18 protein-coding genes are annotated in these 18,855 nt (G+C 69.1%); 9 read left to right on the top strand and 9 right to left on the bottom strand.

The window, feature by feature from the left end; all coding sequences use genetic code 11:
• The first annotated feature begins 585 nt into the window (after nucleotides 1-585).
• Complete coding sequence (locus tag HUW62_RS08645) at nucleotides 586-1,035, top strand: Fur family transcriptional regulator (protein WP_163870005.1); 450 nt, start codon at nucleotides 586-588, stop codon at nucleotides 1,033-1,035.
• Nucleotides 1,036-1,181: 146 nt separating this feature from the next.
• Here the strand turns inward: HUW62_RS08645 and HUW62_RS08640 are convergent, their stop codons facing one another.
• Nucleotides 1,182-2,492: a serine protease gene (locus HUW62_RS08640; protein WP_163870004.1), complete on the bottom strand. Its 1,311-nt coding sequence runs from the start codon at nucleotides 2,490-2,492 to the stop codon at nucleotides 1,182-1,184.
• Nucleotides 2,493-2,786: 294 nt separating this feature from the next.
• Between HUW62_RS08640 and HUW62_RS08635 the strand changes: the two genes are divergently transcribed.
• The 3 genes from HUW62_RS08635 to HUW62_RS08625 all read left to right on the top strand — a co-directional run bounded on the left by HUW62_RS08635 (nucleotide 2,787) and on the right by HUW62_RS08625 (nucleotide 5,626).
• Entirely contained in the window at nucleotides 2,787-3,164 is a 378-nt protein-coding gene (locus HUW62_RS08635; protein WP_163870003.1) for a response regulator, read from the top strand.
• Between the two features lie 135 nt (nucleotides 3,165-3,299).
• Nucleotides 3,300-3,869: a hypothetical protein gene (locus HUW62_RS08630; RefSeq protein ID WP_163870002.1), complete on the top strand. Its 570-nt coding sequence runs from the start codon at nucleotides 3,300-3,302 to the stop codon at nucleotides 3,867-3,869.
• 191 nt (nucleotides 3,870-4,060) lie between these two features.
• Complete coding sequence (locus HUW62_RS08625) at nucleotides 4,061-5,626, top strand: hypothetical protein (RefSeq protein ID WP_368670371.1); 1,566 nt, start codon at nucleotides 4,061-4,063, stop codon at nucleotides 5,624-5,626.
• An 89-nt stretch (nucleotides 5,627-5,715) separates the two neighbouring features.
• On the opposite strand, the gene HUW62_RS08620 is transcribed toward HUW62_RS08625, so the two are convergent.
• Nucleotides 5,716-7,002, bottom strand: coding sequence for a PAS domain-containing sensor histidine kinase (locus HUW62_RS08620; protein WP_240357069.1), 1,287 nt, complete (start codon nucleotides 7,000-7,002; stop codon nucleotides 5,716-5,718).
• A 246-nt stretch (nucleotides 7,003-7,248) separates the two neighbouring features.
• On the opposite strand from HUW62_RS08620, the gene HUW62_RS08615 reads away from it, so the two are divergent.
• Nucleotides 7,249-8,154 (top strand): metallophosphoesterase, encoded by a 906-nt coding sequence (locus HUW62_RS08615; RefSeq protein ID WP_163870001.1) that lies wholly within the window; start codon nucleotides 7,249-7,251, stop codon nucleotides 8,152-8,154.
• A gap of 44 nt (nucleotides 8,155-8,198) precedes the next feature.
• Here the strand turns inward: HUW62_RS08615 and HUW62_RS08610 are convergent, their stop codons facing one another.
• Nucleotides 8,199-8,642 carry a DoxX family protein gene (locus tag HUW62_RS08610; protein WP_176434143.1) on the bottom strand — a complete coding sequence of 148 codons (444 nt, stop codon included), beginning with the start codon at nucleotides 8,640-8,642 and terminating at the stop codon, nucleotides 8,199-8,201.
• A 196-nt stretch (nucleotides 8,643-8,838) separates the two neighbouring features.
• On the opposite strand from HUW62_RS08610, the gene HUW62_RS08605 reads away from it, so the two are divergent.
• The 4 genes from HUW62_RS08605 to HUW62_RS08590 are packed head-to-tail and all read left to right on the top strand — an operon-like array spanning nucleotide 8,839 to nucleotide 12,346.
• Nucleotides 8,839-9,732 carry a transporter gene (locus tag HUW62_RS08605; protein WP_163869999.1) on the top strand — a complete coding sequence of 298 codons (894 nt, stop codon included), beginning with the start codon at nucleotides 8,839-8,841 and terminating at the stop codon, nucleotides 9,730-9,732.
• A 3-nt stretch (nucleotides 9,733-9,735) separates the two neighbouring features.
• On the top strand, nucleotides 9,736-10,485 hold the full coding sequence (locus HUW62_RS08600) for a hypothetical protein (protein ID WP_176434142.1): 750 nt from the start codon (nucleotides 9,736-9,738) through the stop codon (nucleotides 10,483-10,485).
• Nucleotides 10,482-11,789, top strand: a complete 1,308-nt coding sequence (locus tag HUW62_RS08595; RefSeq protein WP_176434141.1) for a sensor histidine kinase — start codon at nucleotides 10,482-10,484, stop codon at nucleotides 11,787-11,789. The genes HUW62_RS08600 and HUW62_RS08595 overlap by 4 nt, the downstream gene beginning before the upstream one ends.
• Nucleotides 11,786-12,346, top strand: coding sequence for a response regulator transcription factor (locus HUW62_RS08590; protein WP_176434140.1), 561 nt, complete (start codon nucleotides 11,786-11,788; stop codon nucleotides 12,344-12,346). Before HUW62_RS08595 ends, HUW62_RS08590 begins: the two co-directional genes overlap by 4 nt.
• An 8-nt stretch (nucleotides 12,347-12,354) precedes the next feature.
• Here HUW62_RS08590 and HUW62_RS08585 read toward each other — a convergent pair whose 3' ends face one another.
• The 6 genes from HUW62_RS08585 to HUW62_RS08560 all read right to left on the bottom strand — a co-directional run bounded on the left by HUW62_RS08585 (nucleotide 12,355) and on the right by HUW62_RS08560 (nucleotide 18,778).
• Nucleotides 12,355-12,732, bottom strand: coding sequence for a hypothetical protein (locus HUW62_RS08585; RefSeq protein WP_176434139.1), 378 nt, complete (start codon nucleotides 12,730-12,732; stop codon nucleotides 12,355-12,357).
• A gap of 26 nt (nucleotides 12,733-12,758) precedes the next feature.
• The gene (locus HUW62_RS08580; protein ID WP_368670370.1) at nucleotides 12,759-13,244 is read right to left on the bottom strand and encodes a hypothetical protein; all 486 of its coding nucleotides are present in this window, start codon (nucleotides 13,242-13,244) and stop codon (nucleotides 12,759-12,761) included.
• A 905-nt stretch (nucleotides 13,245-14,149) separates the two neighbouring features.
• Nucleotides 14,150-16,066, bottom strand: a complete 1,917-nt coding sequence (locus HUW62_RS08575) for a di-heme oxidoredictase family protein (RefSeq protein ID WP_176434137.1) — start codon at nucleotides 16,064-16,066, stop codon at nucleotides 14,150-14,152.
• A gap of 13 nt (nucleotides 16,067-16,079) precedes the next feature.
• Nucleotides 16,080-17,054, bottom strand: coding sequence for a hypothetical protein (locus HUW62_RS08570; protein WP_176434136.1), 975 nt, complete (start codon nucleotides 17,052-17,054; stop codon nucleotides 16,080-16,082).
• Between the two features lie 49 nt (nucleotides 17,055-17,103).
• A complete protein-coding gene (locus HUW62_RS08565) occupies nucleotides 17,104-18,240 on the bottom strand; it encodes a FecR domain-containing protein (protein ID WP_176434135.1) in 1,137 nt (378 codons plus the stop codon).
• The gene (locus HUW62_RS08560) at nucleotides 18,233-18,778 is read right to left on the bottom strand and encodes an RNA polymerase sigma factor (protein ID WP_176434134.1); all 546 of its coding nucleotides are present in this window, start codon (nucleotides 18,776-18,778) and stop codon (nucleotides 18,233-18,235) included. The genes HUW62_RS08565 and HUW62_RS08560 overlap by 8 nt, the downstream gene beginning before the upstream one ends.
• Nucleotides 18,779-18,855: the final 77 nt, after the last annotated feature.

Genomic DNA, 18,855 nt, shown 5'->3' with positions numbered 1-18,855 from the left:
CGCGAACCCCGCGACAAAAACACCTTGGATGCTTTTACAACACAGATACGATAACCAACCTGACGCCACCGCCCCTCCCTCCTTCCCTGGCCTCGTGCCCATGCCCATGCCGACCGGACTCGCCCCTGACGCAGTGCCCGAGCCGGGCCGCACGCGGCGCGAACCCTGGCGCATCCGGCACCGCGTCACCGGTGACTCATGAGTTGCACCTGCACCCGGGACTCACACGACTTCCTGTTTCTGATTCAACCGCCTGGCCCCCTCCATGACGCGCGGTGCCGACTGTCATCCTTGAGACATCCGGAGGGCGCTTCGAGACATCCTGAGAGCGGTTCGCCCGAGCGGTGTGGCCACCTGGAACCTGGCGGGGTCCAGGAGCGTCCAGAACAAGGGCCGTGGAAGCCAGGAAGCGCGGACAGTCGTTCCGCACAAGGATTGCACCAGTATCCTGGACTCCCGGTTGTTGTTTCCGTATCAGGGAGTCTGGGGGGACCCGGCGGGCAAGCCACTCCAGTCCTCGACATCGAACGTCGCAACACGGTCGAGATGAAAGTGTCCCGCAGATCGGTTATGCGAAAAGATATCATGGGAGCCAAACGAATCGCCGTGCAGCCGAAGCTCGCTGATTTCCAGGAGAGGATCCGCGCGTCGGGTCTTCGCAGCACCGCGCCCCGCGTGGCGGTGCTTCGCGAGCTGGAGTCCGCCACCGCGCCAATGAGCCACGCCGACCTGGTGGATGCGCTGGGTGACGAGGGCTATGACCGGGTGACCATCTACCGGAACCTGACGGACCTCACCGAGGCCGGCCTGGTGGTGCGCGCGGACCTGGGAGACCACGTGTGGCGCTTCGAGCTGCGACGCTCGGGCGACGAGCACAGCGGCAACCACCCGCACTTCACCTGCACCGACTGCGGCACGGTGGCCTGCCTGCCGGAGGAGTCCATCCGCATCGCGTCCTCCAAGGGCGTGCCCCGCGCGGTGGCCCAGAAGAGCGTGGACGTGCAGTTGCGCGGCGTCTGCGACCGCTGCGCCTGAAGTCTCCCGGGCGCTCCCGGGCCGAGCGCCTGGCCGCCGCGAGGTGAAGACGGCCCGGGCCCTTGGGTTCACGCAAGCAGAGGGCCCGAGCGCATCGCTGGACGCGGGAGTCAGTCTCCTCCCGCGCCCGGTGAATCCGGCGGCGACTACTGGATGGTGTAGGCCACGGTGCCGCTGCACGAGTTGCTGGAGTAGCAACCGGCGCGCATCGTGTACGTGCCCGCCGTCGGGGCCGTGTACGAGACGAAGGACAGCAGGCTGCACGAGTCGTCGTTGCTCGCCACGGACGTGCCGGCCGAGTTGGTCAGGCGCAGGTACGTGTCACCCGAGCCGGAGGCGCCGGGCAGCGTGCAGGTGCCGAACTGGAGCGTCTGCCCCGCGGCCAGCGTCACCGTCTTGTCCGTGGTGTTCACCGTCGCGTTGGCGGTGTTGGTCGCGGTGAAGGCGAACGTCGTGGTGGGCGGGGGGTTGGTGGTGCCGCACAGCCGCAGGCTGCCGGCCACGTTGCAGTACGCGTTCACCGCCGGGCGCACGTAGGTGATGTCCTCGCCGCGGCAGCCCGTCTCCGTGCAGGTGTTGACGATGCGGCAGCTCCCGCTGGTGACGTAGTCCGTCTCGCCGCGCACCAGGATGCCCGCCACGGTGTAGCCGGTGTTCTCGTACACGCCGGAGCCGGAGTTGCCGCCGAACGTGTCGGTGGTGGCGACGAAGTAGTCCAGCGTCCCGGCGCGCGCGTCACGCACGGAGCCGCCGTCGTCAATCTTGAAGGGGATGCCGCTGCCGGAGCCGATGACCGTCACCCTGGAACCCACCGCCAGCGCGGCGTTGCCGGCGCGGATGGGCGCGGGCTCGAAGCGCGGCGTGGCGGCGCGGTCCAGCTTGATGATGGCGTAGTCCAGGTTGGGCGTGCCGGACGTCTGCTGGCGCACGACGATGGACGTGCACGAGAAGATGTCCGCGGACGTCACCGTCTGCATCCCCGTGGCGGACGTGCGGTAGAAGTTGAAGACGACGCGCGTGCTGCTGCACGCGGACGCGCTGGTGATGCAGTGGCCCGCCGTCAGCACCAGGTCATCGTCGATGAGCGTGCCCGAGCAGAACGCCGGCGTCAGGTCGCTCAGGAAGCGCTGGTTGGAGCACAGGCCGTACGCCGAGCCCAGCGTGGGCGCGTTGAACGTGACAGTGCCGTTGGAGCCCACCGTGTAGTCGGACGGGCTCATCAGCGCCACGGTGGACTTCTCCGCCCGCTGCCGCAGCGTCGCATTCGCGTGCGCGTAGACATCCGTGCGGTTGTCGGTGCCGTAGACCACCGGCTGCTCGGTGGTGCCCGTCGGCGCCGTCTCCTGGCCCGCCTCGGGCTTGCCCGCCTCCGGCGCCGGCCCACAGGCCATGACGGACACCGTACACAGCAACGACGCGAACAGCTTCCCTGCTCCACTTCGACCAATGGTGTGCATGAAGACAGCTCCCAGGATTGAGCGCCCGCCGAGGGGACGGGCAGCCGGGCGCATCTTCAACCCAACCCGTAATACGAGCAAACCAGCACAGGTTCATATTTCGTGTAACTTGAATTAACGCAACTCCATTACAATTCTGGACAATGGGAGCGCGGTCCTGGGGCAAGCGGGCCGTCGGGTGGTGAGCACTGAATGACCCAGATCGCCAGCGAAGCGCTTCCGCCTGGACGGTGGCGGCCCCATCGTTGGCGTGGTGTGGGAGCGAGTCCGCCCCGGACCAGGGTGGGAGGACCGGTGCAAGCGCTTCAGACACTGCTCGTCGTGGACGACGATTTGGATATCCGCGACGCGCTCCAGGACGCGTTCGAGCTGGAGGGCTACTCGGTGCTGCTCGCCGCGGACGGCCTGGAGGCGCTCGCGCACCTGCGACAGCAGGGCTCGCGGCCGCACCTCATCCTGTTGGACTTGATGATGCCGAGGATGGACGGCTTCGCCTTTCGCGAGGCATTGCGCCATGACACCTCGCTGTCGGACATCCCCGTCGTCGTGGCGAGCGCGGACCTGCACCTCGAGGCCGCCGCGAAGGAGCTCGACGTGGCGGGGTGTCTGCGCAAGCCGCTGGACTTGAACGAGCTGCTGTCCACGGTGAAGCGCCTGAGCCACGCCGGCTGAACTCCGCCCGCCCGCTCGCATGCTCTCCGGGCGAGGTGACGTGGTGGCGCCCCGGACAGGTTGGCGAAAGGGGGGCAGCCTCCCCACCCTTGCTCCCAGAAGTCATTCATCCGACCTCAAGGGAGAGGGAACCCCATGAAGAAGCTCATCGCCACGTTCGCGCTGTGCATTGGCTCCGCTGCGTTCGCCCAGAGCGAGCCCTCCGAGCAACCTTCGCAAAACCAGGTTCCGGGCTCCGGGGCGCGCATCCAGACGGGCGTGGACGCCACCGATGTGGGCCGCGGCATCAACGGCGCCACGAAGGAGGCCGAAAAGGTCCCCGGCGTGGACAACACCTTCAAGAAGGCGCACTCGCTGAACATCAAGGGCACCGTGAAGAAGGCGGGCAACGACAGCGTGGACCTGACGCGCAAGTACCTGCCGGACGCCAAGCTGGAGGTGAAGCCCCAGACGGTGGTGATGCTGGACGGCAAGAAGGTGCGGGCCGACCAGCTCCCCGAGGGCGCGGAGGTGAACGCCCGCTTCCAGCTCAGCGGTGACGACATCGTCGCCGTGGAGCTGCGCGCCAAGAGCCCCAAGGGCGAGAAGGCCACGGGCGGCTCCGGCACCACGGACGCCGCGAAGGACGAGGCCAAGAAGGCCTCCGACAAGGCGGACCAGACCAGCGATGACATGAAGAAGGAAGTGGACGACGCCACCCACTGACGTCTCGCGCGTCACCCAGCCGACAGGCTCCCAGGCCCGCTTCCCTCACGGGGGGCGGGCCTGGTCATTTCCGGCGACACGTCGACGCCGCGCCTTGCCCACGGTGGGCAGCGCGCTTCCCTCTTTCGCCCGCATGTCCCCGCGCCGAGCCCGGTACGCCGCTTGCTCCACACCGGGGACGGGAGGATTCGGTGATTCGACGACTGTTGGGCGCGTGTGTCGGTGTGGCGTTGGTGATGGCGGCGGGAGCCTGCGACAGTTCGAAGGAGACGGGGCCGAAGGACGACGGTGGCGACATCCAGTCACCCTCGGACGATGGCGGCACGGACGACGGGGGACCTGGAGACGGCGGCACGGACCCCATTCCCGGCGACGGCGGCACCGACCCCCTTCCCGGTGACGGCGGCACGGACCCTCTTCCCGGCGATGGCGGCACGGACCCCATTCCGGACGGCGGCACGCAGCCCACGACGCCCGAGGGCCCGTGGCCCACGGACGCGCTGACGAACTACAGCGCGAAGTACGACATCCCCAAGGTCCGCTCGGTGGGCGTGGATGCGGCGCACAACATCTGGGTGCTCAACGGCAGCCAGATTGGCGTGCTGCGCGCGGGCACGGACCGGGTGCTGTGGACCCGCCAGCCCATTGGCCAGGCGAGCCTGGGCCTGGGCCCGGAGGCGGACAAGCTCGCCACCAACTCCACCGTCATCTGCGGCGGCAAGGCGGGCGAGGCCTACGTGGGCTACATGACGAACGACGTCATCACCCAGGGCCAGCGCATCCCCGGACGCGGCGAGCCGGACTTCACGGAGCTGCACTACTTCGAGTTCCAGAAGGGCGATTTGGACGTGGTGGGGGTGAACGGCGAGGGCACCGACGTGGTGCTGCGCGAGCACCTCTACCGCTCCGCGGGCAGCAGCCGCCCCAGCCGCAACGAGCCGCTGGGCATCCGCAACAGCAACGACTACCACTACGACGAGGACCGCTCCGTCTACTCGTGCGCTCGGGTCATGCGCGGCGCGTACGAGGGTGAGGTCTACATCGGCACGAACCACGGCGTGACGCGCATCCGGGGCTACGAGTACAGCAGCCACCGTCACCCGACGTACATGTTCGTGACGACGGACCCGAACACGGGGGCGACGAAGCGCTCGCAGCGCGCGGGCTACACCTTCGGGCTGGGGCTCTCCCAGGAGGGCCACGTGCTCATCGCCAACGACTTCAAGATTGGCATCATCCCGCCCAACGCGGCGCTGGAGTGGTGGGACTCCGAGGAGCGCAAGCCGGACATGCCCGCCTCGGTGGAGCCCGCCGTCTACTCGCTCAACACCTTCGTGGACCCCGTCAGCCCGGGCCCCGAGGACAACCGCGACGTGGAGGCGCCCCACAACTTCTGGCGCGGCTTCCAGCAGACCAAGGACGGCCTCTACTACGTGGCCAGCCTCCGCCAGGGCCTGTGGCAGTTCACCGGGACGCCCCAGCGCGGCAACCCGAAGAAGCTCAGCGACACGAACTACGTCCGCATCGAAGGCGCCAACACCAACGACTACACCTCGCTCGCGGCCACCGACGACGGCTCGCTCTTCGTCGGCACGGCGTACAGCGGCCTGTGGCGCCTGACGCCGGACAAGCAGATGGAGAAGGTGACGGGCGTCAGCGGCGGCGAGGTGCAGCAGCTCGTCTATGACCCTCGCGTGACGCCTTCCGCGCTGTATGTCCTGATTGACGGGCGGCTGTTCGTGCTGCGCGGGTACTGACCCACCCGAGCCGCTCGCGCTTCGAACCGATTCGACGGGCGCCTCGCCTCCGGACTTCCGGAAGGGGGGCGCCCGTTCCTCGTGAATCGCTACTTCGCGCGGCCGCCCACCACCACCGTCGGAGCGACGGCGGGCGCCGTGCGAGGCTGGGTGGGCAGGCGGAGGATGAACGTGGAGCCCTGGCCCTGGGCGGAGCGCACGGTGATGCTGCCGCCCATGGCCTCGACGATTTGCCGGGTGATGTAGAGGCCCAGGCCCAGGCCGCCGTAGTGACGCTCGGAGACGGCGCGCTCGAACTTGCCGAACAGGCGCGCCATGCCGTCCTCGGAGATGCCGATGCCGTGGTCCTTCACGGCCAGCACCGCCATGGTGCCCTCGCCCACCAGCGAGATTTCCACCGGCCGCCCCGCGCCGTACTTGGCCGCGTTGGACAGGAGGTTCACCAGCACCTGCTCCACGCGCAGCGGGTCCCACTGGCCCGGCAGCGTCCCCGACACGTGCACGGACAGCTCGCAGCCGGCGCGAGCGAACTCCTCGGAGAACGCGTCCACCATCTGCCGGACGACCTGGACCAGGTCCAGCTCGCGCGGCTCCAGGCTCAGCTTGCCCGCCGCCACCCGGGACACGTCCAGGAGCGTGTTCACCAGGCTGCCCAGCCGCGACAGTTGCCGCTCCAGCACCTGACCGCGCGGCGCCAGCTCCCGGCCCAGCTCGGGCTGCGCGCTCGTCACCTGTCGCAACAGGAGCTGCAGGTGCAGGCGCATGCTGGTGAGCGGCGTGCGCAGCTCATGGGCGGCGACGCTGAGGAACTCGTCGCGGGCGCGCACGGCCTCCTGCGTCTCGCGCAGGGACTGCTCGCGCACCGCGCGCTCCCGGGCCGCTCCCGCGTCGCGCTGGGCCTCCACGCGGCGGCGCTCCGTGAGGTCCTCCACGTAGATGCACGCGGCGATGACCTCGCCGTCGCGGAGCACCGGGTGATAGCTGGCGCGGAAGACGCGCGTGCGCTCCACGCCGACGCCGGGCTCGCGGTGGATGATGTCCACGCCGTCCAGGGGCTCGCCCGTCTCCAGCACGCGGCGCACCCGGCGGGAGGTGTCGCCCAGGGACGAGTGGGGGTTCATCACCTCGTCCATGTGCCGTCCGAGGTGGGCCTCGCGCGGCCGGCCGTTGAGGGAGGCCAGGGCCTCGCTCACCTCGACGAAGCGCAGCTCGCGGTCCACCACCGCCATGCCCAGGGGCATGGTGCCCATCAGCTCGGAGAGGGCGACGGGGCGCGAGCCGACAGGCAAGGCCTCCTGCCCTCCACGGCCCGTCTCACCGGCTGGCGTCAACACATCCGGGCCCATGTCGGGGGCCGTCCCAAGCCGGGGGCTCATCGTCTCCGCGTGTGTACCAACCTCGTCGGACGCCGTCACCGCATGCCCCCCGGCAGTGTGTCCAATGGTGGAAGGAAGCCCGGAGGCTCCCCTGGAATCTTCCCGGAATCATGACGGTTTTCCCCTCACCCCGCTCGCTGGCCGCAAGGAGGGCAGGCGTGCGCGGGACACCTGCTTCAACCCACCTCCCCCGGCTCCGTACAATCGGGCGCTCACCGCCTCCGGCCGGAAAAGGAACCGCATCGCATGCGCTTGAGACGTCTGGCCCGCCGTCGCCCCTCGTCGTCCTCGTCCGGTGGACCACATCTGGAGTCCCATCAGGGAGGCCGCAACGAGTTGGTGGCCTGGAGTGGCGTGGATCCGCTTCGTCCGGAGCGACGGCTGCGCTGGAGGGACCACTTCACCCTCACGGAGAACGTGCTGCACCTGCCGCACCTGCCGGCGTGTCATGACGGCCTGCGCGTGGCGCAGCTCTCCGACGTGCACGTGGGGCAGGCGACGTCCGAGGTGCGCATCCGCCGCGCGGTGGAGGCCGTCAACTCGGAGTCCCCCGACCTCGTGTTCCTCACGGGCGACTACGTCACCCACAGCCCCAAGCCGCTGCCGCGCGTGCGCGACGTGCTCTCCGGGCTGAAGGGCCGCGTCTTCGTGGTGCTGGGCAACCATGACCACTGGGTGGACGCGCCCTACCTGCGCCAGTCCTTCGAGCACCTGGGCTACACCGTGCTCCAGAACGAGCACCGCGTCGTCCACGTGCGCGGCGGCCCGGTGACGGTGCTGGGCGTGGATGACGGGCGCACCGGGCGCGACGACGTGGAGGCGACCTTCCGAGGTGCACCCGAATCCGGCACGCGGCTGGTGCTGGCCCACACGCCGCCCACGGTGGACAAGCTGCCCGCGCAGGGAAACCTGGTGCAGTTCTCCGGGCACACGCACGGCGGGCAGTTCATCGTCCAGGGCCTCACCGAGCGGCTGTTCCGTCGCGCGGGCCAGCCGTACATCCGCGGGCACTACCAGGTGAACGGCAACCAGCTCTACGTGAATCGCGGGCTGGGCTTCGGCTTCGGCGGCCCGTACCTGCGCCGGGGCAGCGAGCCGGAGGTCGCCTTCTTCACCCTGCGCGCCGCGACGGCCGTCGCGGCGGCGGGCTGAACCTCCAAGCTCGCGAGTTCTCGGGCTCGCGAGCTTCGGGGCCCTCAGGGCCTCAGCGGCGTGCCGAGTCGTCCCCCGCCGAGGAGGCCCTCCTTGCGTCCCCCGCGACGCAGGCTGAAGGGGCCGGAGCCGAAGTAGACGATGAAGAGCGCGCCTCCGGCCATGGAGAGGTTCTTCATGAAGTGGATGAGCTGATCCTGCGCCTGCACCGGGTCGGCGATGAGCCAGAAGCGATGGACCATGAAGGCCGCGGACAGCAGGAAGATGGCGATGGCCGCGGCCCCCAGGCGGGCGAGCACGCCGAGCAGCACGGACAGCCCCCCGAGCACCAGCGCCGCGCCCGACAACAACACCGCCCAGCGCGGCTCGGGGATGCCGGAGCTCTGCGCGTACGCCGTGAGGGCGTCGAGCTGGATGAAGTGATTCAGGCCGCTGGTGATGAAGATGGCGGAAAAGAGCAGCCGACCAAGCGGCGCGAGCACTCCCATGTAAGGCCTCCTGTTTCCCACCAACGCCGGGGCGTGGAAGTCATTCTCAACCTGCCCATGACTTCCCGCGAGGCAGCCGGGGCTCGCCTCCCCGCTCGCCTTCCAGGGGGCGTCGCGGGCCGTGGGTCGCCTCGACGGACTGCGACAACACGCCACACGCGGCGGGGGCGGACGGGGGCGTATCGTCTTCGCCGTCGTGAAAGCCTCCCTCGCCCTCCTTCTCTTCTGCGGCGCCGTGCTGGCGCCCGTCTCCCCCGCCTGGGCCTGCGCCACGTGTGCGTGTGGGGACCCGACGCTCACCTCGATGGGCACCGAGCAGCCGTTCTCCGGACGACTGCGCCTGTCCACCACCCTGCGGGCCTGGGGGCACACGGTGGGGCAGGAGCGCGTGGACGCGCTGCGGCTGCGCGAGGCCCGCATGGACGTGGCGGTGGCGTACGCGCCGCTGCCCTGGCTGTTCCTGTCGGCCACGTTGCCCCTGCAGGCGCGCGAGGTGCGCTCGGTGAGCCTGGCCCGCGAGCGCGGGTGGGGCGTGGGCGACGTGGAGGTGAGCGCGAAGGCGTTCCTGTACCAGGACCGCGAGTTCTCCGCGGATCATCTCTTCAGCGTGCTCGCGGGGGTGAAGCTGCCCACCGCGCCCCGGCTGCGCGCGGAGGACGGCACGCTGTTGGATTTGGACACACAGCTCGGAAGCGGCTCGGTGGACCCGCTGGCGGGCGTGGCGTACCAGCACTTCCGGGGGGACTGGTCCTTCCTGGTCAGCGCCACGGGCTTCCTGCCCCTGCGCGGCATGCTGGGCTTCAAGGCGGGCCCGTCGGTGCGCACCACGCTGGCCGCGCAGTATCAGCCCGCGCCCAAGTGGGCGGTGCGGCTGGGGCTGGACGGACGGATGGAGGCGGCGGCGGACATCGACGGCGAGAAGGAGGAGAACGGAGGGGGCGTCATCGGCTACGCGTCGCCCGACGTCCTCTTCAGCCCCAGCACGGACATCGTGGTGGCCGCGGGCGTGCGCGTCCCCTTCTTCAACCGGCTCCACGGACGCGTGGCGCCCACTCCCATCGCGATGATGTCCGTCGCATATGACCTCTGAGCCATGCCTGTGTCCGTGAAGTCCCTTGCCCTGCCCGCCTTGTTGCTGTGTCTCGCCGGCTGTGGTGGCGGTGAGCGAATCGAGGGGATGGAGCTGACCTTGGGGATTACCACCGCTCGGGCGCGCGGGGTTCCGGAGGCGGCGGGGGCGCGCACGCTCGTCACGGACGAAGGGGCGCGGGCCACGCTGTCCGGGGCGCTCGTCACGCTGGGCAAGGTGGAGCTGATTCCGTGCGAGGCGACGGGCTGGCGGAGGCTGTGGAACGAGCTGTCCCCGGTGGGGACGGCGTGGGCGCACTCGGTGTCGAACGCGCTGCGGATGGGCACGCCGCACGTCGTCGCGCTGGGGGACACGGATGGAGCGGTGCTGCCGCTGGGGGTGATGCGTCCACCGCCGGGGCGCTACTGCCGGGCGCGGCTCACCTTCGAGCCGGCGGACGCGGACGCGGAGGGACTGTCCTCGGCGTCGCAGGGCGCGGTGCCGGTGGACATGTTGGGGCTGAGCCTGCATGTCCGGGGCACGCTGGCGGAGGGCGAGCGCGGGTTCGAGGTGGAGACGCGGGGCACCTCGTCGGTGGACGTGCTGCTGGAGGGGCTTGAGTTGACGGAAGACGCGCCGAAGGCGGCGCGGGTCTTCACACTGGCGTGGGATTCGTGGCTGGATGGCGTGGGTCCGGGCGAGTCGCCTCGCAACGTGGACCTGCTGGGCAATGTGGCCCGCTCCGCCTCGCTGCAGTCCGCTGTCGTGCCATGACGCCTCCCGTCCCCACCGAACCCGCTTCGCGCGCCCGCATCAACCTCGAGTGGCTGCTGAAGCTGCGGTGGGGACTGTTGCTGGGCCAGGCGATGGTCATCGCGATGGCGGCGTATGGGTTGGAGCTGGCGTTGCCGGTGCCGGTGCTGTTGGGGCTGCTGGCGCTGGAGGGCATCACCAACCTCGCGGTGCGAGCGTGGCTGGGCCGGGCGCGGGTGACCGAGGGCACCATCGGCAAGCTGATGCTGTGGGACACGCTGGTGCTCACGGGGCTTTTGGCGCTGAGTGGTGGCACGCACAACCCCTTCACCACGCTGTACCTGGTGAACGTGGCGCTGGGCACGGTGCTGTTGCCCTCGCGGTGGATGTGGAGCCTGTTGGGCTTCACGCTGACGGCGTTCGGTTCGCTGTTCCTGCTGCAGGACGTGGTGTTGGTGCCGGGGCTGTCGCGGCCGGACCACGCGGCGCTGATGCGGCTGCACATCAATGGAATGTGGGTGGCGTTCGCGGTGGCAGCGGGCTTCATCGTGTACTTCGTGCAGCGGGTGACGCGGGCGCTGGAGGAGCGCGAGCAGGAGCTGGCGCAGGCGCGAGCGCAGCATGCGCGGCGGGAGAAGGTGGCCTCGCTGGCGACGCTGGCGGCGGGCGCGGCGCATGAGTTGTCCACGCCGCTGTCGACCATCGCGGTGGTGTCGAAGGAAGTGGAGCGGGCGCTGACGGCGGCGGGGACTTCCGAGGCGGTGCGTGAGGACTTGCGCCTCATCCGTCAGCAGGTGGACCGCTGTCGCGACGTGCTGGTGCAGATGTCGGCGGACGCGGGGCAGACGACGGGAGAGGCCTTCCATCCGATGCCGCTGGGACGGTTGGTGGAGGACTCGCTGTCGGAGCTGTCGGGCGTGGAGCGGGTGCGGGTGGAGCTGCCCGAGGAGTTGAGCGCGTGGCGGGTGCAGGGGCCGCCGCGAGCGCTGGCGCGGGTGGTGCGAGGGTTGGTGAAGAACGCGCTCCAGGCGTCGCCGCCGTCCAGGTCGGTGGAGTTGCGGGTGGTGGCGGGGAGAGGAGGCGCGCGGCTGGAGGTGCGCGATGGGGGCGCGGGGATGCCGGCGGAAATCCTGGCGCGGGCGGGCGAGCCCTTCTTCACCACGAAGGCGCCGGGTGAGGGCATGGGGTTGGGATTGTTTCTGGCGCGCACGTTGGCGGAGCAGCTCGGCGGTTCGTTGGAGCTGCGGTCCACGCCGGGACAGGGGACGGTGGCGAGTCTGGCATTGCCTGTCGGAGCGCCGGCCGCCACGGAGGTGGCGTCGTGAGCGCGGTGGGCGGTGATGGGCATCACCCGAGCTTGTTGCTCGTGGATGACGACGCGACGCTGCGGGAGCGGCTGGCGCGGGCGTTTCGTGAGCGCGGGTGGGAAGTCACCACGGCGGGCGACTACGACGAGGCGCTGGCGGCGGCGCGGCGGGAGTCACCGGAGTACGCGGTGGTGGACCTGCGCATGCCGGGGCGCAGTGGATTGGAAGTGGTGAAGGATTTGCTGGCGGTGGACTCGTCCACGAAGGCGATTGTGCTCACGGGGTATGGGAGCATCGCGACGACGGTGGATGCGATTCGACTGGGAGCGGTGAACTACCTGCCCAAGCCGGCGGACGTGGACGACATCCTCGCGGCCTTCGAGCGAGCTTCGGGCGAGCCGTCGCTGGCGGCGCCGGAGACATTCGAAGCGCCCTCGCTGGCGAGAGCGGAGTGGGAGCACATCCACCGAGTGCTCGCGGACTGCGCGGGGAACATCTCCGAGGCCTCGCGCAAGCTCGGCATCCACCGCCGCTCACTTCAGCGCAAGCTCCAGAAGTACCCGCCGGCGCGGTAGCAGGGCACCTACTTCGGGTCCGCCTTCAACTCTTCAGGGAGAGGCGCGACCATGAACAGTCGCCGTCCTTGCGCTTCAACGACCATGAAGCCCTTGCCAGCAATCTTCACACGCTCGGAGTCCCGGGCTACGCCACTGGAGAGCCACTGGTCCGCTGCTTCTCGCGTCGCGAACTCGTGGGAGACTTCGACGGTGAAGGCTGTGTCGGAGAATCGCGCGTAGTACGCGGCGAAGTCGGCCTCCTGCCCACGGTCGCGGATGTAGAGCAGCGCGGCCTGGGCAAGTTCGAGCGCCGACCGTTCCTTCGAGCCCTCCGACTGGCCGTCGATGAAGGGGTTCAGCGCGAGGAGCATGTCGTCCAAATCGAGACCGGGCGTCTTTGCCATGGCGTCACCTGATAACCGTCATCCGCTCACAGTGGGGCAAGAACCAGCGCACCACCAGCCGCGATGGCAACGACGTAGGGAGCGGCAATCACGCCTGCGACGATGACGATGGTTCCAATCGCCACCTCACCCTTGTGGGCCCTGATCCATACGAGCGCGGCATCCATGGTGGGGAAGTGCAGCTCCTTCTTCTGCGAATCCTGTTTCTCCCGTTCCGCTTGCGCCTCGATGCACCGGGTGAATTCTTCGCGGCACGTCTTGGTGCAGTGCTCATGGTGCATGCCAGAGCCCATCTTGATGCTTGAAACGCTGGGCTTTCGATTCCAGCAGGACGTGAAGCACTGTTTTTGAAGTTCGTTGCAGTAGGCCTCCGCTCCAGATCCGCCGGTTCCGCTCCCGATGTCAGACCCGACTCCGCTCGCGTCCTCGGCAATGACGTAAGTTTTTCGCTCGGGCTGCTGCGAATGGGCACATCCGAAGCTGACCACTGCCATGGCCGCAAGCAGTGCCACCCATCTTGTTGGCTGCCCATGGAGCATTGCCCACTTCGAAAGGCCATATCATGCCTGCTCTCTATACAAGTCGCCATCGCCAATGCTCGGAATCCTTCGCCATTCCACCCGCCGTCCGTCGCGTGCATGAGTCCACCTAAATCACAAGCGGAATGGACCGGCTTCTCTAGAAAGCGGTGCTCAACTCCGGGGCATCCCCAGAAGAGCAGAACTCTCATTGGCTTCCGGGTGAGCTGGCGCGATAGCGGGTGGGGCTGACACCGAGGCGGTGGGTGTCGATTCGGGAGGTGATATCTCGGGATGAGGAGACGGAAGAGAGGTGGGTGGGGCAACTGGCGCGGGTGAAGCATCCTTGCTGTCCGGAGTGGCCTTGGATGGAGGCACTCCCTTCTCCGGGGGCAATGAATCGGCAGGGACATCGCCAGTCGGAGTCGGGGCTTTATCGACCACAACGCCCTGGTTGGTCACCGCATAGACTTCCCACCAATCGAGGACACGTCCACTCGGACCGCCGCAGCGGTGAAAACCCTGGTCCACCACCACGAAGTACAGGCCTGGCGTCGGACCCGCGAAGACGGAAACATCCAGGCCCTGCTCTGGACTCGCGCATCCCGCGAACAGGTTGGGAAACAGATGGGTTCTCACCACCTCACGAATGGCCCCTGCGGCCGCGAGCGCGGCACCCGCGTTCATGCGCTCGACAACGGTTCTGGACGAGCCTTCGTCCGGCCATGGCACTTCACCCTTCCAGGGCGCGGCTGGAGTGGCGCATCCCTGCAGCAGGAGGAACAGTCCAAGAGGCGTCAAGGCATCTACGAAAGCCATCGGCGCAGTATAGCGGCACAACCACGGACGCCTCGTGAATGTGGGAGCAGCCCCGTAGCGCCAGTGCACGCTTTGGCGCGTCAGAGGCTGTCGAGGAACGCGAGCAGCGCCAGGCGGTCTTCTCGCGGCAGCGCCACCACTGCGTCCCGCGCCCTCTGCGCTTCCCCGCCATGCCACAGCACCGCCTCCAGCACCGAGCCGGCCCGCCCATCGTGCAGCAGGTTGACGGCGCCAGAGACCTGCGCCGTGAAGCCCAGGCCCCACAGCGGAGCCGTGCGCCATTCACTCGCCTCGGGCAGGCCTGAGTCGTCCGCCAGCCCCGCGCCCATGTCATGAAGCAACAGGTCGGTGTACGGGTGCACCGTCTGCGCGCGGAGCTCCTCGAACGGGTGCCGCCCCCCCGTCGTCAGCTCGCGCAGGTGACAGGCACCACACCCCACTGCGGCGAACACCTCCGCGCCGCGACGGACCTGCTCCGGCGCAGTCACACGCTGGGGCACGACTCCGAGCAGCCGCAGATAGGTGACGAGACGAGACCGTTCTTCGCCACCGAACGCACTCGCCGTCCCTCCCACTCCGAGGTGGGCCGCGAGTTCGGCGTCGACCTGCGCGGAGACCGAGGGGTGCTCGGCCTTCCAGCCAAAGCGACCAAGCCGTGGTTCTTCACCCGGCGAGCCCCTGCTCAGCCCAGGGCGACCCGAGATGCCGTCCCCATCGCAGTCCAGCTCATCGGCGGCCGCCAGAAGGGTCGCTTCGTCGACCGCCTCGAGCAGCCCCAGGCCAATCAGCGCCGGTGCCAGTCGCGCCGACGCACGCAACGGCCGGCCAGCGTCGAACACCGGCCGTTGCAACATCACCACTTCACCATCGCTGAGCGTCACAGATTGCGACTCGACGCGCGAAAGCCATACAGGGGCCTCCTGCGGCTGGAGTTGGTCGCCGAAGTCTGGCTCTCCAGTCAGCTTGAGCACCAGCGATTGCACCTGCTCACCCACCGGCGGCAACACACCGCGGCCATTGAAGGCATGACAGGCGACACAACTGCGGGCGTTGAACATCGGCCCCAGAACGCCCTGCAACGGGAGGGGCGGGTTGCCCGCCTCGACGTGAGCGCCCGTGTCGAGCTCCGTGTAGAAGAGCCGGCGGCCTTCCAGAAACCCCTGCGGGTGTGGCCACTGGATGTTGAGCGCCAACTGCGAGAACGCGTACTTCGGCGCGACCGGGGTGCCGTCAGCAAGCGCGACGAAGGGCACGGTGGTGCCCCCACCAAGACGGGCTTCGACAGAAGGCCCCAACATGCCCGCGGCGTCGAAGTTCTCTGGCGTGAGCCCGCCGAGGCCGACCTGGTAGCGGAAGGTATCTGAGAAATAGGCCGACCCGCCGACAATGGGGTTGGGGTCCATGGCATCGGCACCGGCAAGGTAGATGCCGAGCTCGAAGTCGAGGATGTCACCCACGACGAGCGGCCGGCCTACGCGGGGGTTGTCGGTCACCGTCTGCTCCAACTGCCGCGGCGACACCTGACGCATCCCTTGGTTGACGTGAAAGGTATAGCCCCCGTTCTGGTCTCCCTCGATGCCGTACATCTTCCAACTGCGGAAGTTGGTGCCAGGGCCGTACATCGAGACGTCAACGATGGGGTAGTAGGTGATTTTGATTTCGGAACGGCCGGCGGCGACAGCGTCTTCGACCACGAGCCGGTAGCTCCGGTTCTCGAACGAGCGCGTGGTGAAGAAACTGGAGCGATCCTCTCGCTCATGACGGCCGCGCACCCGCCCGGCGACCTCGGTGACGAGGACACCGTCCTCCCGACGGAGGACGATGGGGCCGGTCTCAGCGGGACCTTCGGTGAACAGCGGAGTCACCTGCGGGAGTGACGCCTGCCGACACAGCGCCGGGCCAGGACCGAGCACCACTCCAGCGCCACCCAGCGTGACCGACTCGCACCCCGCCAGCATCAGCGCCAGCACCAACATGTCGGGCGACCGTCCGCGCATCGGTTTCGCCAATCTACCACCCGCGTACGCCGACCGAGAACCAGAGCGCACCGAAGGCGCCGACGACGCGAACAGGCGACTCGCCCACCACGGTGCCATCCAGGCGCGGGACCCAGACGCCTCCATCGAGGCCCAGCCCGAGTCCAAGCCATCCCCACGGTCGCCACTCGCCGCTCACTCCTGCCTGGGGACCCCAGAGCACGCCGCGCGTGACTGCCCCCACGTGCCCTTCCGCCGGCAGGCCCTCGAGCTCCCCGAGTCCGCAACGCAGCCCGACGCCGCCCCGAACCATCCACCGCTCTCGCTCCGTCCGCACATCGAAGGTGACCCCGCCATCGACCAGCGTCGCCAACACCGAGCCCGAGGCCCGCTGTGCGCGCCCTCGCAGCGCCGCCACGTCGAAGCGCAGGCCCACCCAACTCCCAAGCCTCACGTCGGCCGCGAGGCCTCCCCCCAACAACGGCAACTCCCCCAAGCGGCCAACGCCGAACAGACCGAACTGCAACCGGCCCGGCTCGGCCATGGGAACAGGCGGGGCCTCGAGCGTGGACGGGACCTGGACGACAGGCGGGAGCTCGGGAGGAGGCAAGAGTTCTGATGGAGGCGGGAGCTCAAGTGGAGGCTCGACCGGCGGAAGGAGCGGCTCGGCGGGCGGCGAAGACCACAGCCGCGCGGCGGCTTCGGCCACCAACAACGCGACCGTCCGGGGAACGGCCAACGCGCTGACGTCGGAGATGTCGACCTCGAACTGCTCGGGCTTTCGGTCCAACACCTCGAGTGCCACCGTGTAGCGCGGCGCCGTGCAGTCGACGGTCACCCGCGTGTCACCTTGGCCGGACGCCGCGTCGACGGGCACCTTGAGTTCAATCGCCAGCAGCCGGCGCAGCTCCGGTTCGACGCCGGGCGGGCAGCCGGTGGCGCTCATCGCCACGCTGCCCGAGCCAGCCAGCGAGACGGCAGCCACCCACCACACCACTGCGACCATCACGCCAGGGCCACCTGCGCAGCGCCGGAGGACCCGGACGGAAGAAGGGACATCACGGTGCTTCGAGCCTCCCCCACTGTCTCACGGCGTCGACCCGCCGCGACCGCGGAAACTCTTCGATGAAGCGCTCGGCGGTGCCTCGGGCCGCGGCGACATCTCCCGCCTGGGCCTGGGCCTCGACAGCGCGAGCGAGTGCGTCGGGGGCGAGCGGGCCCTTCGGAGCCAGCGCGTGCGCCTCCAGAAACGCGTCAGCCGCCTCTCGCGGGTTGCCCAGGTCATCCAGTAGCACCCGACCGAGGGTGAAGGCGGCGAGCGACGCGCGCGGGTCACCGCGAAAGCGCGACAGCACCCGGCGAAGCGGGGCAAGCGAAGCCTCGGGGTGCCCGCTGAGACGGGCCACGTCGGCGGCGCGGAGCAGATCTCCAGGCTCGTCCTCGGGAGCACCCTCGCGCTGCAACGCCGACCAGGCCGTCTGGAAATCGCCCTGCTCGGCATGTGCGCGCCAGGTGGCCGGACGACGCACGTTCTTCCTGCCCGGGGGCCGCGGTGCAGGCGCCACGCTCGGCGCCTCGGACATCGCGGGCACACCTTCGTCCCCGCTCGCCTCGGCCGTCACCTCATCAGGCACAACGGGCGCGTCAACGGCTTCAGGGACGAGCGCCTCCACACGGAAGGTGCCCTGCTCGCCCGCAGCCAGCAGCGTCTCCCGGACTCCGGCGCGCACCCGGACGCGGCCCTCGGTGACGACCACGCTCACCTGCTGGTCTTCGCGGGTGACAGTAAACGCGGTGCCGACCACCTCGACCTCCACGGCGCCAGCCGACACCCGCACCAGCCGCCCGTGCTGAGGGGCGACCCTGAAGTGCATGGCGCCGCGCTCCAGCTCCAACCACAAGAGTCCCGGCTCCGAGCGGAGGGTGCGCACCGGCGCGCCGATGGGCATCACCACCCGCGCGTCTTCACCAATCACGACCTCGGGAACGCCGGGCCCGCGCGACATCGAAGGGACGAAGAGCGCGACCAGCACGAGCGCCGCGACGCCGAGCCCAGACAGCGCCACCCGCCGACGCACCTCCCGTTGGCGGTAGCGCCGGCGCACCTCCGCTTCGAACAGCGTCGCCTCGTGCGTCGAGTACTTCGGTTCGAGCGAGCGCGCCGCCTCAGCCCAACGCTGGTGCCGTTCAGTCACGGTGCGCCTCCTCCATCGCCGCGTCCACGGCGGCGATGCGTCGTTTGGCCGTCGAGACCGAGCAACCCAACAGCTCGGCGACGCGCTCCAACCGCTCACCCTCCAGATAGCGAAGGCTCCACGCCACCTGCTCGTCCGCCGACCTGCTGTCGAGCACCCGGTACACGTCATTCAACAGCGCCATGTGCTCGCCATTGGCGCGGGGCGTGGAGAGCAGCGTGGGGTGCCAACGCTCCCACAGGCCGAAAGCGCGCTGCAGCCGCCGCCTGCGCAGCCGCCTCAACGTCAGTCGCACCGCGGTCGACGCCAGGTAGGGCTTCACCCGCAGGGGGTTTTCGAGCCGCTTGAGGCCATCGATGGCACGCACGAAGGTGTCCTGCACAATGTCGTCGACCTCGTCGTCACGCCCCAACATGCGCTTCACCACCCCCGCGACATAGGGACGGTACGCCCGAACCACGGCGGTGAGGTCGGCCGGGTCAACCTCCACCTCGGCGGCGTCCTGGTGCAATGGAATGAGTCGCCCGGGTACGGACATGGCCCTCTAGAGACACTACCGCCCAAAACGGCTCACACCAGCCGACAGAGAGAAGACGAAAGGGAAGCCTGTGTCGA

Origin of the sequence: Myxococcus sp. AM011, from assembly GCF_013372595.1 — a bacterium.
GTDB classification, from domain to species: Bacteria; Myxococcota; Myxococcia; order Myxococcales; family Myxococcaceae; genus Myxococcus; species Myxococcus eversor.
This window is presented reverse-complemented; position numbering and strand designations above follow the sequence as displayed.